Origin of the sequence: Levilactobacillus hammesii DSM 16381, assembly GCF_001434395.1 — a bacterium.
Classification (GTDB): Bacteria; Bacillota; Bacilli; order Lactobacillales; family Lactobacillaceae; genus Levilactobacillus; species Levilactobacillus hammesii.
The window spans coordinates 195,504-212,778 of the sequence record NZ_AZFS01000059.1 but is presented as its reverse complement, the minus strand read 5'-3'; the positions used below and the strand labels follow the sequence as shown (position 1 = coordinate 212,778).

General features: G+C 48.2%; 11 protein-coding genes. All 11 read left to right on the top strand.

The annotated features are described in order from the left end of the window. The first annotated feature begins 371 nt into the window (after positions 1–371). Positions 372–2,867, top strand: a complete 2,496-nt coding sequence (locus FD28_RS07620; protein ID WP_057734226.1) for a glycoside hydrolase family 31 protein — start codon at positions 372–374, stop codon at positions 2,865–2,867. A 74-nt stretch (positions 2,868–2,941) separates the two neighbouring features. Next, entirely contained in the window at positions 2,942–4,339 is a 1,398-nt protein-coding gene (locus tag FD28_RS07615; RefSeq protein ID WP_057734224.1) for an MFS transporter, read from the top strand. Between the two features lie 114 nt (positions 4,340–4,453). Further along, entirely contained in the window at positions 4,454–5,884 is a 1,431-nt protein-coding gene (uxaC, locus tag FD28_RS07610) for a glucuronate isomerase (RefSeq protein ID WP_057734221.1), read from the top strand. A gap of 373 nt (positions 5,885–6,257) precedes the next feature. Continuing rightward, positions 6,258–8,639, top strand: a complete 2,382-nt coding sequence (locus FD28_RS13545; RefSeq protein ID WP_057734219.1) for a MucBP domain-containing protein — start codon at positions 6,258–6,260, stop codon at positions 8,637–8,639. Positions 8,640–9,041: 402 nt separating this feature from the next. After that, positions 9,042–9,761 (top strand): MIP/aquaporin family protein, encoded by a 720-nt coding sequence (locus tag FD28_RS07600; protein ID WP_057734217.1) that lies wholly within the window; start codon positions 9,042–9,044, stop codon positions 9,759–9,761. Positions 9,762–10,261: 500 nt separating this feature from the next. After that, positions 10,262–10,966, top strand: a complete 705-nt coding sequence (locus FD28_RS07595) for a GntR family transcriptional regulator (RefSeq protein WP_083478146.1) — start codon at positions 10,262–10,264, stop codon at positions 10,964–10,966. Between the two features lie 387 nt (positions 10,967–11,353). Next, positions 11,354–12,199 (top strand): 5-dehydro-4-deoxy-D-glucuronate isomerase, encoded by an 846-nt coding sequence (kduI, locus tag FD28_RS07590; RefSeq protein ID WP_057734214.1) that lies wholly within the window; start codon positions 11,354–11,356, stop codon positions 12,197–12,199. A 64-nt stretch (positions 12,200–12,263) separates the two neighbouring features. Beyond that, positions 12,264–13,331, top strand: a complete 1,068-nt coding sequence (uxuA, locus tag FD28_RS07585) for a mannonate dehydratase (RefSeq protein ID WP_057734212.1) — start codon at positions 12,264–12,266, stop codon at positions 13,329–13,331. A 16-nt stretch (positions 13,332–13,347) separates the two neighbouring features. After that, complete coding sequence (locus tag FD28_RS07580) at positions 13,348–14,301, top strand: sugar kinase (RefSeq protein WP_057734210.1); 954 nt, start codon at positions 13,348–13,350, stop codon at positions 14,299–14,301. Positions 14,302–14,489: 188 nt separating this feature from the next. Then, positions 14,490–15,497 carry a LacI family DNA-binding transcriptional regulator gene (locus FD28_RS07575; protein WP_057734209.1) on the top strand — a complete coding sequence of 336 codons (1,008 nt, stop codon included), beginning with the start codon at positions 14,490–14,492 and terminating at the stop codon, positions 15,495–15,497. 227 nt (positions 15,498–15,724) lie between these two features. Further along, entirely contained in the window at positions 15,725–17,209 is a 1,485-nt protein-coding gene (locus tag FD28_RS07570) for a glycoside-pentoside-hexuronide (GPH):cation symporter (protein ID WP_057734207.1), read from the top strand. Positions 17,210–17,275 lie beyond the last annotated feature (66 nt).

Here is a 17,275-nt window from a genome sequence, read left to right as displayed (position 1 = left end):
CTGATATTTAAGTCTGTCCATTTGGGAAGGCCTAGTTTCAGGAAAAGTGGGCCTAGAAAGTCGTTTACGTGGTAAAAGACGGTGTAGCAGGTCACATTTCCACGATCATGGGGTTTCAAATTAATTTATTTTTCTAAAATATTACAATTAGCATTAATTGATAAATGCTGTTATATCAAGGCTGGTAACTGGTTTGGGGACGACTTTAGTCGGGTAATAGCGAAACATCCGTTGACAGCGCTTTCACTAACTAGTAAGATATGGGTGTTGGTAGAACTGGTATATTACTATTTCAATTGTCGGGTCCCTGACCCCTTAGTTGGGTGGTTGTATCAGGCAAGAACAGCTTTTTTGGACAAGGAGTGAGATTAATGAAGTTAAGCAGCAAGGTTCAGTCCGTGGAGAACTGCGGTGACTATTTAGCCATTAAGACTAATGGTGCCCAGTTTCAAGTTTACCTGCTGGATAATAACATTATCCGGATGCGGGGAACGTTCAAGGATGAATTTGCTCCGGAAGCATCATATGCTCTAGTCAAGACTGCGTGGGCAGACAAGACCGATGCGCTGATGGCGGGCGAACGGGAACGGGTAAAACCACTTCCACTAGACCTCCAAGAAAACGCAGACAGCTACTCAGTCTCCACGAAAAATCTAACCTTAACGATCAATCGTGATCCGTTTGGGTTTGAAATCCGTGACAAGGCAGGTAACGTTTTACATAAAGATTTGCCAAAACGCGCCTTCCTCCAAGACGACTTGGGTCGCTCGTACCATTACAGTACGATGGGTGATCATAACTTCTTCTATGGTTTCGGTGAAAAATCCGGGGAACTTAACAAGTTTAAGCGCCGGATGCGGATGCATAACACTGATTCTCTAGGATGGAATGCGGCCAAGTCTGATCCCCTTTACAAGATGATTCCGTTCTATATTGATTTCGATAGCGAAATGGATATTGCTTCGGGTCTCTACTACAATAATTCCAATGACTCGACGTTCGATATGGACAGTGAGCACAGTAATTATTGGCACCGTTACAGTTACTTTGAATGTGATGGTGGCGACTTGGATGTCTTCTTTATCGCCGGTCCAACCATTAAAGACGTGGTGAAGCACTACACGGATTTGACGGGGAAGACGGCGATGATGCCCAAGTCTTCGTTGGGTTACATGGGTTCAACCATGTACTACACGGAGCTGGACAAGGATGCCGACCAAGCCATTTTAGACTTTGTCGACACCTGCAAGAAGAACGATATTCCTTGCGACGGCTTCTTCATGTCTTCCGGTTATACGACCGGGGAAGACGGCAAGCGGTACGTCTTCAATTGGAATAAGGATCGGTTCCCAGATCCCCAAGATTTCGTCAATAAATTAAAGGAAAAGGGTGTTTTACTGGCACCAAACATCAAGCCAGGGATGCTGGTAACCCACCCATTAGCCAAGGACTTTGCCGATGCTGACGCCTATATCAAGACGCCGGATGGCAAGGACGACCAGGAAGACCAGTACTGGGGTGGCGCAGCGCACTTCGTTGACTTCACCAGTGAAAAGGGTCGGGCCACTTGGTCTAAATTTATGACCAAGCAGTTATTGTCATTAGGGATCACGAGTATCTGGAATGATAACAACGAATACGAAATTAATGAAACCAATGCCAAGGTGGATGCCGATGGTGTTCACGCAACGATTGGTGAGGTTAAGCCTATCATGCCAACCATGATGGCGAAGACCGCACAGCAGGCCATTGCGGACTATGATCCTAACGTACGGCCTTATCTGATCAATCGGGCCGGGTTTGCCGGGATTCAACGGTATGCCCAGACTTGGGCGGGTGACAACCGGACCAGTTGGACGAACGTGAAATATAACATTCCAACGATCTTAGGCATGGGCCTTTCCGGGGTTGCCAACCAAGGGTGTGACATTGGCGGATTCGATGGTCCAGCGCCAGAACCAGAACTATTCGTCCGGTGGGTCCAAAACGGGATCTTCCAGCCACGGTTCTCGATTCACTCTTCTAACGATGACAATACGGTCACGGAACCGTGGATGTACCCTAGCTACACCAAGTACATTCGCGATGCCATTCAGCTGCGTTACCAGTTGATTCCGTACTTCTACTCACTGTTGCATGAAGCATCGGTTACCGGTGCGCCAATCATGCGGCCACTCGTTTACGAATTCCAGAATGATCCGAAGACTTTCGAAGAAAGCTTTGAATTCATGCTAGGTTCATCATTACTCGTGGCTAACGTGGTTGATAAGGGCCAAACGACCAAGGAAGTTTACCTGCCAAAGGGTGCCGATTGGTATGATTTAACCACTTATCACTACTACAATGGGGGTCAAACCGTTGAGGTGCCGGTCGACTTGGGGAGCATTCCGATGTTCTTACGGACGGGGAGTATCATTCCTGAAAGTAAGGGCTTGATGAATATCCACAATGATACAGTTGAGAACTTGGACGTTTTAGTTGAACCGACAACGGCAAGTGACTTCCAGTTGTATGAAGATGATGGCAAGACCATGAGCTACAAGCAAGGGGACTTCTTGACCACGGACATTTCCGTTAAGCCAAGCAAGAACCAAACGTTAATTAACTTGCATAAGCAAGGGACTTACGATTCTAAGCTGAAGCGTTACACGTTCCGTGTTTGCTGCCCAGACATTGCGCCATTGACGATTGAACTGCAAGGTCAACCGTTGGCTCAATTCTTGAAGTTTGATAAGTTTAACGCCGCCACTGAAGGCTGGTTCTTCGATGGTGAAAAGCGTCAAGTGATCATTAAATTTAATAATGTAAGCGATTCAGACATTGCGTTGAGCATTGAATCCAGTGTGAAGGATTTAATCTCAATCTAAGCTAAGTATTTGCTATATTTGCGGCATCTCACTTTTTAAAATTATCTTGGCAAAAATTGCCGGAGGTTGGAAAAATGGATACACAAAAAACAAGTATTGATCGTTCAAAGCCGTTTGGTTGGGCTGACCGTTTTGGTTACGCCTTAGGAGATGTTGGGAACAACTTCTCATTCGCTGTTGTGAATACCTTCTTGATGATCTTCTACACCAATGTGTTGGGATTGTCAGGGGTGACCGTGGGACTCTTGTTCCTGATTGCCCGGTTTATTGATGCCATTGCTGATGTCACTGTTGGTCGGTTGGTCGACAGTAGTAAATTACACAAGAGTGGACGGTTCATTCCGTGGATTGCCCGCTTCAAGTATCCGCTACTGATCGCGACAATCTTGGTTTTTGTGCCATTCGTTAAAGACTTGGCCTTTCCTATCAAGATAACGTATGTCTTCATCACTTACTTACTCTGGGGGATCTTTTACTCCACGGTTAACATTCCTTACGGTTCCATGGCTTCTGCGTTGAGTGACTCGCCTAATGATAAGACGTCCTTATCCACTTGGCGGAGCCTGGGTTCGGCAACGGGGAGTGCCATCGTTAGTTTCGTTGTCCCTATCTTCATGTACGTGGGCGCGTCACAAAGAATCGATGGTATTCGTTTCTGGTTGGTTGCCTCAGTCATGGCCATTCTCGGCTTTGGTTGCTACATCCTGACCTGCAAGTTGCCGACTGAACGGGTTCGAACCCAACGAAGTGAGTCCGTGCCTTTGGGAACGGTTCTAAAGGATATGTTCACGGATCGGGCCTTAGTCATCCTGGTCGTCTTGGATATCATCTTGGTGATTAACCAAAACCTATCTGGGACTAACATTTCCTACCTATTTAATGACTATTTCAAAAACAGTAGTGCCATGTCCATTGCCTTGATCTTTAACTTTGCCACGGTATTATTGCTAGCGCCATTCGCCCAGTACTTCACCAAGAAGTTTGGTCGAAAGGAAGTTACGACAGTTTCACTGTTCTTTGCAAGTATTGTTTACGGTATCTTGGTATTTATCCACACCAGCAGTGCCATGGTTTACCTGGTCTTTCTCTTCTTTGGGAGTCTGGGGGCCGCCATGTTTAACCTGATGGTCTGGGCATTTATCACCGACGTGATTGATAACCAACAAGTCATGACGGGAATTCGTGAAGATGGGACGATCTACGGGGTGAACTCATTTGCCCGTAAGGTTGCCCAAGCCTTAGGTGGAAGCTTTGGGGCCTTCATGCTGACCATGATTGGCTACGTTTCCTCCACTTCCGGTGGGGCGGAACAATCTCAACAGGTTATCGACCGGATCTATTACTTGGCTTCTGGCATTCCAGCGGTCTGCTGTGGACTAGCTGCCTTGGTCATGCTGTTCTTCTACCCACTAAACAAGAAGCGAGTTGAATCTAACGCCGCCATCTTACGTGAAAAGAACGCGAAGAACTAATTTGGCCACTGTCATGGGGAATCTATCGATTAGGATGGATTCCGATGGCGATCAGTCGAAGTAATTTAAAAGTAATCACCAATAATTTTTAAAAAATTAAAGGAGACCTTTGAAATGGCTTTATTGAACGAAGACTTTTTACTCACTAATGAACCAGCTAAGAAATTGTTCCACGAACACGCAGAAAAGATGCCAATCATTGACTACCATTGTCACTTGGACCCTAAGGATATCTACGAAAACAAGAACTATCCTAACATCACTCGGATCTGGTTGAACGATGGTAACGCCGGTGACCACTACAAGTGGCGTCTGGAACGGGCTAACGGTGTTCCTGAAGAATTAATCACTGGTGACGGTGACGAATACCAAAAGTTCCTGGCATGGGCTAAGACCATCAACCGGGCAATCGGGAACCCACTCTACGAATGGACCCACCTGGAACTGAAGCGCTTCTTCGGTATCGACGAAGTCTTTAATGAAAAGAGTGCGCCAGCTATCTGGAAGAAAGCCAACGCCTTACTTCAAACTGACGACTTCAAGCCACGTAACTTAATCAAGAATGCGAACGTTAAGGTGGTCTGCACCACTGATGACCCAGCTTCTGACTTGCATTACCACAAGCTGTTGAAGGCTGAAGAAAAGGAAAATGGTTTCAAAGTCTTGCCTGCAATGCGTCCTGACAACTTGGTTCGGATCAACCAAGGAAATTACGGCGAATACATGGACAAGCTTAGCGACGTTTCTGGTGTTAAGATCACTGACTTGAAGTCATTGACCAAGGCCCTCGAACAACGTTTTACCTTCTTCGCTTCAATGGGTGGTAGCCTGTCTGACCACGGGTTGAACACGTTCCACTATGCCGAAGCCACCGACGACGAATTCAACGCCATCATGGCCAAGGCTCGTCAAGATAACCAAAGTTTGACTGACGATGAAATCAACAAGTATCAAACGACGCTGTTGAAGGTCTTAATGCGGTTGAACCAAAAGTTTGGTTGGACAATGCAATACCACATCAACGTGTTGCGTAACGCTAACGGCCCAATGTTCCGTAAGCTGGGTGCTGATACGGGTTGGGACTCCATGGGTTCACAACCAGGTATTGCCGGTGAAATGATGAAGCTGTTGAGTGCCATGTCCGAAGAAGACAGTATTCCTAAGACGATTCTTTACTCCACGAACCCTAATGACTGGATGGAATTGGCTACTGGGATGCAAAGCTTCCAAGGCGACGGTGTTCAGAAGTTACAATTAGGTTGTGCATGGTGGTTCAACGATACCCGTGATGGGATGCATGATCAATTGAACATCTTGGCCCAACAAAGCTTATTGCCTAACTTCGTGGGGATGCTGACCGATTCTCGGAGCTTCTTATCCTACACGCGGCATGAATACTTCCGTCGGGTTCTTTGCAACCTGATCGGTGAATGGGTCACGACTGGTCAAGTACCAGAAGACTACGACTACCTGGGCAAGATTGTTGAAGATATTTCTTACAACAACGCTCATGATTACTTTGGTTTCTTCGACAAGAAGGACTAAGGTCGCCTAAAAAATTAAGCCTGTCAGTGTGACTGGCCTCTAAAAAGCGACGGTTACTTTCCATTACGGAAGGTGACCGTCGCTTTTTGATTTTAAATAGGAAATACGGTGAAGGTACGTTCCCAAAGGTTAGATTGGCTGGCCTCGGCGGAAGGCCTGGTGGGAGCACCAGCCGAATTATTAATGAAAAAATGAAAACGTTATACTCCCATCAGTGAAAACAAGATGCAAGGTCAAGCTTCAAAAATATTGATTCGAAATGTAAATATTTCTGCCGGTAGCCAATATTTCTCGCTATACTGTTCTCGTTACCTCGAAAGGCGTTGATTACTCGGCGTATGGGGGATGAAAATTAATTCTGGGGAGAAAATAAATGACTAATAAAATGGCGAGAAAAATGCGTTACAAAATGTATAAGAAAGGCAAAAGTTGGGTAATTGCCGGTATCGTTAGCGGGTCACTTCTGTTTACTCTGGGTGTGACGGCCCAAGCGGCTGTGGAACCGGTAGATGCTGCGGCCGCAACGTCGGCAGTAGCAACGGAGCCAACGCCGGCGGAGGAGACGCCTGCAACACCGGCGACGACCAAACCAGCTACTGGGGAAACGACGGTACCAACAACGACTACCTCAGCGGCAACGGGCGTCACGCCTGATGCTGGCGATGTGACGGATACGGTGGCCATGACCAAGCCGACTGAGGGGGCAACGCCGGTGGTGACGGCTGAACCGACTGAACCGACGCCTAACACACCATCCGTCACGACAAGTGGTGATCGTGATGTTGCTGCTACAACCAAGCCAATGGCGGATGCCACGACGGTACCAACGACTGATCCAACGACTGACACAGCAGTGACAACGGCGGTGACTGCGCCGGACGATTTGCCGGCGGAAGTAATGGCGCCTGACCTGACTGTACCAACCACGAAGCCTGCTACGGCAGTTACGCCAGTTGATCCAGTCGTCTTGCCTGATGTTGCTGCCGTTGCGACCACGCGTCCGGCCGAAATCGCGACGAGCGTGGTTGAATTACCGACTGTGACTTTGGGCGCGGACGTTGCGACGGCGGCTACAGCGTTGGTTCAAAAGGAACTGACCCGGCCAGCCACGATGAACTTAGCGCATACGAAGGAAACCGCGATGATTGACATGTGGATGCCCAATAAGCGCCTTCAACAGCTGGTCTTGTTGACGTTGCAGAAGCTACGGGGTACTGACAAGACCTGGAACAGTGTCGCCGATATCACGCAAGAGGACATGGCGTTGCTTAAAAGCTTAAGCACGTCAGGTCATAAGGGCTTGGATACTTACATTGATGGTCAGACGGCCTACTCATTGGTTGGTTTGGAATACGCGGTCAACCTGACCTCCATTTCAATGGGGGGATCATTGAACTACGCACCAGGCGCCTTTTACGGTGATATTGAAGACTTAACGCCGATTGCCAATCTCCAACAGTTGACTGAAGTTGACTTCCAACACAACCGGATTAAGGATGTTACGCCATTAGCGAACTTGCAGAATCTTAAATCAGTTTACTTGGCGTACAATGCCATTCGCGACTTTTCACCACTGAATGGTAAATTTTCTTATACCAGTAATAGCAATTTCTCCTACACGGGGCAATTTATTATCCTGGATCCCGTAATGATCAGTGACAAGGATCGGGAAGGCCATCTCCAAGTGGCTTGTACCACGATTACAGGAGAAGTGGTGCAATTGACAGCGACGGCCGCGGTTGCCCAACCGATTTTCTTTGTTAACGGGGCCCACACCTACCACATCTACTTCACGGGGGGCAATCCTAAGCCGGATGGTCAAGGGGGGATCTACTACACCAATATTCAGGATCAGAAGCCAGGCGCGACTGCATGGCCAGGAGATGCGAGTGTAAATGTTGATCCGATGAAGGACTATTACTATCTGACAGGATCATATAAGCCAAGCGGGACCGTTGACTTTGCGGTTGTCCAACCTTATGCGATTGCGCAGAGTGCGGCCAGCGTAACGGTTCATCACGTGAATGAAAATGGTGAGACTATCGCACCGGATCAGACGTTGAAGCCGGGACTGGTGGGAGAAGCGTACACGACAGAACCCGCTAAGATCCCGAATTATGTCGTACAGGTCACACCGGAAAATGCAACGGGAACTTATGGTGAGACGGCTATCGACGTGACCTACGTTTACGCGGAGGAGGATGCTGATACGCAGGAACCAGGGAACCCAACGCCACCAACTGAGCCGGGCAACCCGACACCACCAACGAGTCCAGAAAATCCAGGCTCAGGTGATGGTGGTAGCACGACGACACCGGGACCGGACAATCCGGCACCTGAAGGTCCATCGACCGGGGATGATGGCTCGGGCACGCAACCGGGTGGTCAGAATCCAGGCACTGGCGATGACGGTGTCACGGAGGGGGATGAAGCCGATACCGTCACACCAGGAACGCCTGGTGATAACACCGGAGCAGGGACGACTGGCACTGGTACTGGTAGTAATGGTGGCACGAGTACGGGACAGGCAGCGGACGTTGTCACGACGCCGGGAGAAAGCCAGGAACACCACGCGGCGACGACCGTTACTGAAAGTGAGCCTGCGGGCGACCAAGTGCTCTCTGCAGGGATTGGCGCAGCGCTGTTGCCACAGACCAATGAAGAACGCCGCAGTCCGGTGGCGTGGGGCATGGCCTTACTGGCTAGCTTATTGGGCTTAACGAGTCTGAAGCGGCGGTCAAAGAATAAGGAATAAACAATACTGGCGCAGAGAAGCTGCCAGCACAGTCTCAAAATAAGTTATGGGGAAAAAGGTCAGACCAAAAACCACAGCCGTGTCCGGGGGGACATGCTGTGGTTTTTTGGTGTTTGTGGGTCTGAAAAAAGAAAATCCGATTGGTGGGGGGGTTACCATGGCTTGAAAAAAGATGAAAATTTGACTTGGTGAGGTCCATTTTCAGTGAGTGGACCATCGTATGAGCTAATTTTGGAATAATTTTCAGGTTATGGCTGGATTTTGTGAAAATAATGCTGAAAGCAGTCGGCGATAGGGGTATGATATTAATGCTGCTGTTTTTTGAGGGTTGACCTGATGAGGATTAACGTGAACATTTTCGGCAGGATAAAAAAGAAAATATTATGAGTGGGGTATGAGTTTATGCATTATTCTTTATTCGTTCGGTGCATTGCCGAATTGATTGGGACAGCCGTGATGGTTGCCCTAGGTAACGGTTCGGTTGCCAACGTTGAGTTAAAAGGGACCAAGGGCTACCACGGTGGCTGGATCCTGATTGGTTTTGGGTATGGGATCGGTGTGATGATTCCAGCCTTGATGTTTGCCACCATTTCTGGTGCGCAGATTAATCCGGCCATGACGGTCGCTATGGCCGTCACGGGGAATTTTCCTTGGCAAGAAGTGATTCCTTACATATTTGCCCAGACCGTGGGTGCGATCATTGGGCAGCTCGTCATTGTGCTGGCTTATAAGCCATACTATGATCGGACAACGGATACGGAGGCCATTTTGGGGACGTTCTCAACGATTGACGCTGCCAATAGCCAATTGAATGGGTTTATCAACGAATTTGTTGGAACCTTCCTGTTGGTGTTGGGCGCGGTCAGCATGACCGTGGATAAGATCGATCCCCGTGCTGATTTCATCGGTTTAGGCTTCTTGGTCATGTGTTTAGTGATTTCCTTTGGTGGCCCGACTGGACCTGCTCTGAACCCCGCCAGAGATATTGGACCTCGGTTGCTACATGCTATTTGGCCATTTCCTCATAAAGGCAGATCACAGTTCGCCTACAGTTGGGTGCCCATTGTTGCGCCAACGGCTGGGGCAATTGCGGCAGCCGTGCTCTATCAACAAGTATTTTAGAAAAAGCGTCAGCAACCAGACTGCGAAAAAACCAGCAGTCTGGTTTTTATTAGGGTCAATGAAGGGTTATTTTTCGTAAAATGGAAAAGTTATAGAGACTACGAAAATATGCTATCAGGAAAACGCTGTCAAAATTGAAAACAGATGAAAACGTTAACGATTACTCTATATAGGTTAAAATAGTTGGTGTTTTATCAAAATTGGTCTTGACCGATCATCCAATTCTTGGAAGAATCAATTGATTTTTAATTAACAAAATGTTATTCAATGTCTATAAGACGAAATAAAACTGTGTCATTAGTATGTTAGTAAAATGATAAGATATCAATTAAATTTACTAAAATTGAATGCCGCGGAAAGTCTGGTAATAAATGAGGTTTATCGTTTTACCTAAATGGTAGTAGTTTAGGTCTTCACAAAAAATCAAGGGAAAACCCGGAGGACCTGTGTTAAACTAATATACAAGTAAATTGACGGCGAAATAAGGAGGTGTAGTTGAGATGCAACAAATGACGAAGAATATGCGAAATGAGGCGTACTCTGAGCTTCGCTACCGGATTATGCATAATAAGTTTATCCCGGGACAGAAAATCTCTGAGAAGACGATTTCTGAAGAATTAGGGATAGGACGGACACCGGTTCGTGAGGCCATTATCCGGATTGAGCGGGATGGGCTGATCGATGTGATTCCCCAGAGTGGGACGTATATTTCACAGATTGATATGGAAAAAGCAAAGGATGCACGCTTTGTGCGGCAAAATGTTGAAGTTGAGATTATGCTGGAAGCTACAGCTAAGATGACGGATGCGGCGTATCGTGAGCAAAAGGTGAATTTACGGGAACAAGCAGTTGCGATTCAAAAGGGCGATCCGGATACCTTTTTTGATCTCGATGAGGCCTTCCATCACAGATTTTATACGATTGCGGGTCGGGACAATATTTGGGATTGGTTGCAGACGGTTAATATGCAATTGAACCGGTTCCGGTGGATTCGGCTAAAGGTCAATGCGCTTAATTGGCAGACCATCTTGCAACAGCACGAAAGCTTGCTGGACGTGGTTTACCGTCGCGACCTGGAAGACGTGCGGTTCCAAACAACGGCTCACTTGCGACTCATGTTACAGGAGCGCAAGTACTTGCTGGATAAGTTTCCGGGATACTTTATGAACGTCAGTCCAAGTGATCAAACGGATTTGGATATTTAAGTCGTTTCTATCGCTGTTGATGGTATTGACCATTGATGGCGATTTTTTTGTGGCGAGAGTGGGGCACTAGTGACTAGCAATCGCGGTGGGAAATCACTATAATGAACACGTTAACATTTTTAAATGAATGCGTTTACACGCCAAGCACGACGGGCAAGCGTCTAACGTTGTCGCGTCGCCTACTAGGCCCTTTTTCAAGAGGCCTCACAGACTGTAATGAACGTGAAACTTGTTACAAGAAGGTCAGTCACTCATTGTAAAGCGCTTTTAAGCCTGTGATATATGAGGGGGAATTTCCGCTAGCATGTGCTAAACTGGTATGTGAGATGCATAGAGGAGAAAGAGCATTCATTAGTTGGTTAAAAACTACTATATGGAGGTAATATCATGGCATTCAATATGACCACGCAATACGCACACAGTCCCGAAGACATTGACCATTACAATACGGATCAGATGCGTGAACAATTCTTGATGGAGAAGATTTTTAGTCCTGACGATATTTTACTCACGTATACTTATAACGACCGGATGATTTTTGGTGGGGTGACCCCAGTTAACGGTCCGCTTGAAATTAAGCTGGACAAGGAACTGGGCGTTCACTACTTCCTGGAACGCCGCGAATTAGGGTTCATTAACATTGGTGGTGCCGGGACCGTGACGATTGATGGTGAAGAGAGTGCTATCGCGCCACATGACGGGTTCTACATTGGCATGGGGACGAAGCACGTGGTCTTCAATTCCATTGACCCTACCACGCCAGCTAAGTTCTACGTGGTTTCTACGCCGGCTCACAAGACGTATCCCAACAAGAAGTTAGTCTACAAGGATGCGATTGCGATGCCTAAGGGTGACCAAGAACACATGAACAAGCGGGTTATCCACAAGTACATTGATGCTTCAACGATGCAGACGTGTCAGTTACAAATGGGCTACACGGTGCTGGAACCCGGTAACTCTTGGAACACGATGCCTGCCCACACGCACGCGCGGCGGATGGAAACTTACCTCTACTGTGAATTTGGCGCAGCGGACACGCGGGTTTCTCATTTCATGGGGACCCCCGAAAACACGAAGCACATCTGGATGAAACAGGATCAGGCGGTTGTTAACCCTAGTTACTCCATTCACTGTGGGGTTGGGACAACCAACTACGCCTTCATCTGGGCGATGTGTGGTGAAAACCAGACTTATGATGACATGGATCAAGTAGCCATGAACGACTTGCGTTAATTCGGGGGCATCTTGCCCGTCCGGCGTAACGTGACTGATTGTGACTAGAAGGAGAGAACAAGAGATGGAAATGGGATTTCGCTGGTACGGCCCTGACGAAGATGCCGTTAAACTACGGGATATTCGTCAGATTCCGGGAGCCAAACAGGTTGTTGGCGCACTATTTGATGTGCCCGTCGGCGAGGTATGGCCGTTAGCCAAGATCAAGGCCTTGAAGGCGCAGATCGAAGCGGCGGGGCTGAAGTTTACGATTGTTGAATCCGTTAATATCCACGATGATATTAAGATTGGGTTGCCAACACGGGACCACTATATTGAAAATTACCAACAGACCATTCGCAACCTTGCACAAGTTGGGGTTAAAACGATTTGCTATAATTTCATGCCGATCTTTGATTGGATTCGGACCGATTTACACTTTGAATTGGCGGATGGCTCTAAGGCGTTGGCGTTTCAGGAACGCTACACGGCAGAGGATCCGCAAGCGTTGATCCAACAGATCCAAAGCGGTGACAATGGCTTTAGCCTTCCCGGTTGGGAACCAGAGCGCTTGGCCAAGGTGCAACAACTTTTCAAGGCCTATGCCGACGTTGACGCAACGCGTTTGGCAGCTAATCTCAAATACTTTTTGGATGCGATTCTCCCCGTTTGCGAGGAGTGCCACATCCAGATGGCCCTCCATCCCGATGATCCACCGATGCCGCTGTTTGGTCTACCACGGATTTTCAAAAATGCCGCTGACATGCGGGCTATCGTGGCTATGAATGCTTCTTTAGCTAATGGTTTTACCATCTGTACCGGTAGTCTGGGTGAAAATCCAGATAACGATATTCCCGCCATTATTCGAGAATTCGTGGTCCAAGGACGGGTGCCGTTTGTTCATGCCCGGAACATCAAGTTCACGGGGAACGGACGAGACTTCCGTGAGGCGGCGCATCTGTCTAGTGAAGGTTCACTAGATATGTTTGCGATTATGAAAGCTCTTCACGATACCGGATTTGATGGGGTCATCCGACCCGATCATGGTCGCGATATCTGGGGCGAGGCCGGGCGTCCAGGCTACGGTCTTTACGATCGGGCGCTGGGTCTGACGTACCTGAATGGACTGTGGGAAGCGATTGCCAAGTCCTAAGTAGGAGGTGTGAGAGATGGGTGAACTACTGACGATTGGGGAACCGATGGTGGTCTTCGAAGCTCAGGAGAGTGACGTTGATCTGGCAACGGCCCAACAATTTCAGAAATTTTCTGCTGGCGCGGAATTAAACGTGGCCATCGGGATGGCCCGTCTCGGGCACCCCGTGGACTACGTGTCGGCGGTCGGTGACGATCCCTTTGGGGTGTATCTGCGGCGAGTCTTACGGACCGATGGGGTGGCCGATGCGGCCATGCTGACGAAACCGGGGTTGCCGACGGGATTCTACCTGAAACAGCGGGTCACACAGGGTGATCCGGCCGTGGCTTACTTTCGCCAAGGCTCGGCGGCGGCGAACTATCAACCCGAGGATTTACAGACCGTGAATCTAGCGGACGTGCGGTTCGCCCATCTGTCGGGGATCTTCGCTGCGCTTTCGCCGAATTGCCTGGCGGCTTATCGCCAGCTTAACGCGGATCTGGTGTATAACCGGATTCCCGTGACGTTTGATCCCAACCTGCGGCCCACGCTCTGGCGCTCACAGGCGGAGATGATCCGGGTGACTAATGATTTGGCTCGCTATGGGACCATTGTCATGCCGGGGCTGAGCGAAGGGCGGACCTTAACGGGGTTGCAAGACCCCGCCGCCATTGCGGACTTCTACCTGCAACAAGGGGTGACGACGAAGGCCGTAATCATCAAGATGGGCGCGGCCGGGGCCTTCGCGAAGTTGGCGGATGGCCGGCAGTTTACCGTGCCTGGTTTTACCGTACCACGGGTCATTGATACTGTGGGTGCGGGGGATGGGTTCGCTGTGGGATTGATTTCCGGTTTGTTGGAAAATCAGTCGTTACCCGTTGCTTTGAAACGCGCTAATGCCATTGGTGCATTGGCTGTTCAGAGTCCGGGTGACAACGATGGTTATCCCACAAGACCACAACTAGACCAATTCTTACGAGACCATTCATAAATAGAAAATGATAAAAATCGTCGGCCGAAAACAATGTATTTGGTCGGCGGTTTTGTTATAGTAGGTTTATCAGCTGTTCAACAGATAACGTCGACACCTTAGAAAGTCCAAGGCGTGCTTAAGTTAGCCGGCACAGCTGCCAAAAAAGAGAATCGAGCAATTGATGATCGTAACAAGGAGGCAATACATTGGAAGAGGTAACGATTTTAACAATTGCTAAGCGCGCTAACGTCTCACATACCACGGTTTCACGTGCATTGAACGATAGTCCCTTAGTCAAAGAAGAAACAAAGCGGAAGATCCGTAAGATTGCGGACGATCTGGGCTATGTCCCCAACATTAATGCTAAGGGATTAGTCGAGAAACGGTCATTCATTATTGGGATCTTCTTCTCCGAGCTAGATACGGGGACGTCACCAAGTTTCTTGGTGGACGTGATCAACCGCTCGAAGGAAGCTTTGCCAGCCGGCTACTCCATCTCTATTGATAGCATTGAAGCTCTGGATGGCAGCAGTGCCGTTAGCCGGCATCAGTATGATGGGGCTATTGTGGTTAGTCAGAGTACCAATGATGACGCCTTTATTAACATGATGATTGAACGCGGTTTGCCTGTCGTGATTCTGAACCGGAAGATCGGTCGTGAGGATGTCTCGAACTTTACGACGGATGATTATTTGGGTGCGCGTAAATTAATGGAATATGCCGTGCGGATGGGTCATGAAAAATTTGGCTTGATCAAGGGGGCCACTGACTTTGTATCCACGCATGACCGGCAAAGGGCCTTTATGGACGTCACTGCGGCCAGCGACGCGACGGTTAGACCGGAATGGGTCCAACAGGGGACCTACCTGCCAGACAGCGGCTATGAGGCCATGCGGAACATTCTCGGGGCCGTTGAGACGCCGACCTGTGTCTTCGCCTCTAATGACGATATGGCAGCCGGGGCCGTGCGGGCGTGCCAGGACTTGGGCTACGCCGTTCCGGATGACATCTCAATCATTGGCTATGATGACATGAGCTATGCTAAATACTTGGTGCCACGTTTAACGACCGTTCGTAAACCAACCGATGATATCGTCCAAGAGGGAATCGATGCCTTGACGAAATTATTGGATGGTTCAATGACCGATCCTATAAAAAAAGTAATCGTCCCAACGTTGATAGTCCGGGATTCTGTAAAGGATTTACGAAAATAATCCTTTTTTTATCAAAAAAATTGTTAACGTGTGCATGACTTTGTGATAGTATAGACATTGTTAAAGGAAAGCGCTTACTAATGTGTTGTTAAAGCTCTGACGTTTAACATCTATTGTGGAAACCGACGAGCAATAACGGTGCCGCGTTGCGATTTGTGTTAACGTGTGTATCAAAATTGTAAGCGATTTCGTTTGACGGTGTGATGTAGATTCAAGGAGGTGCTCAAATGAGCGAAGAAGCAGCAACAAGTCCAAAACCTGCTGTTAAAGAGGGAGAAATGATGAATGACTCCTCCAAACGGATTCCTACACGTGAGAAGATTGCGTATGGGTTTGGGGACTTTGGTAACGGCTTCATGTTTGACCTTGGGCAGGCATACCTGACCAAGTTCTGGATCGATGCGTGTGGTATCGGTGCCGGAGCGGTCGCTGGGATTTTCGCCTTCACCAAGATTTTCGATGCGTTTATGGATCCAATTGCCGGTTCAGTAATTGATAACCGGAAGAATATCGGTAAACGTGGGAAGTTCCGTCCGGTCATGATGATTTCAGCCATCATTTTAGGGATTATGACCGTCGTAACATTTACGATGCCATCTGGTCTTACCGGCGTCCAAAAGATCATCTATGCATATGCTGCCTACATGATCTGGGGCCTGGTTTATTCATTTACCAATGACCCGTACGGATCTTTAGCTTCCGTTATGTCCCGGAATTCGCAAGACCGGAGCTTCATGGCGACTTCTCGTCAGGTTGGTTCTGTCGGTGCCCAATTCATCGCCGGGGTTGCCTTCATTCCTTTGATGGGTTTGATCGCTAACGGGAACACTGGTGTTAAAGAAGAACACGGTTACTTCTGGGCAGCCGCAGTCTTTGCACTCATTGGTGTTGCGATGTTCGCCGTATGTTACTTTGGAACCAAGGAAAATGTTAAGGTTCACCGGGCAACTGGTGAGGCCGCTAAAAAGGAAGGCTTTAAAGACTACATCAAAGTTATCTTTAAGAACGGTCCTTTAGGTGCCTTGATTCTGATGACGTTGTTTACCATTTCTGCTATGAACACGAACAACCAAATGATGGTGTTCTACGCACAGTACAACTTGGGTAACATCGGCCTTCAGCCAATCATCAACGCTATTATGATGGGTTGCTCAATCGTTGGGGTCTTCATGATTCCTACATTGACTAAGCACTTTGGTCAGAAGCGTACCGCAATGTGGAGTTTCGTTGTTGGTGCCGTGGCTAACCTGTTGAACTACTTCTTACCTTCGAACGTGATTACGTTCATCGTCTTAGTTACCATTGGTTACACGGCTTTAGCTATTCCAAACGGGATTACTTGGGCCATGGTTTCCAACGCGATTGACTTTGGTGAATGGCGTTCAGGTGTCCGTAAAGAAGCTATTACATACGCTGCATTTAACTTCTCACGGAAGATTGCACAATCACTGGCTGCTTTAGTTAGTGCCGGTGTCTTGGCCTTAACGGGTTACGTTGCCAACGCAACGCAAACTCCTCGTGCCTTAAATGGTATCAAGGCCGCTATGACGTTGTATCCTGGCCTTTGCTTAATCATTGCCGCAGTTGTAATCGGTTTCTTATACAAACTGGATGACAAGCGCTTTGGTGAAATTGCCGATGACCTTGACCATGGTCGTTGGGAAGGCGGCAAGATCGGTGAAAGCAAAGCTACCGACAAGGATAAGAACTAGTCATACTAATTAATTTGGGATCACGGTTTTTAAAAACTTTATCAGACTACATTTATGGAGGGTTAT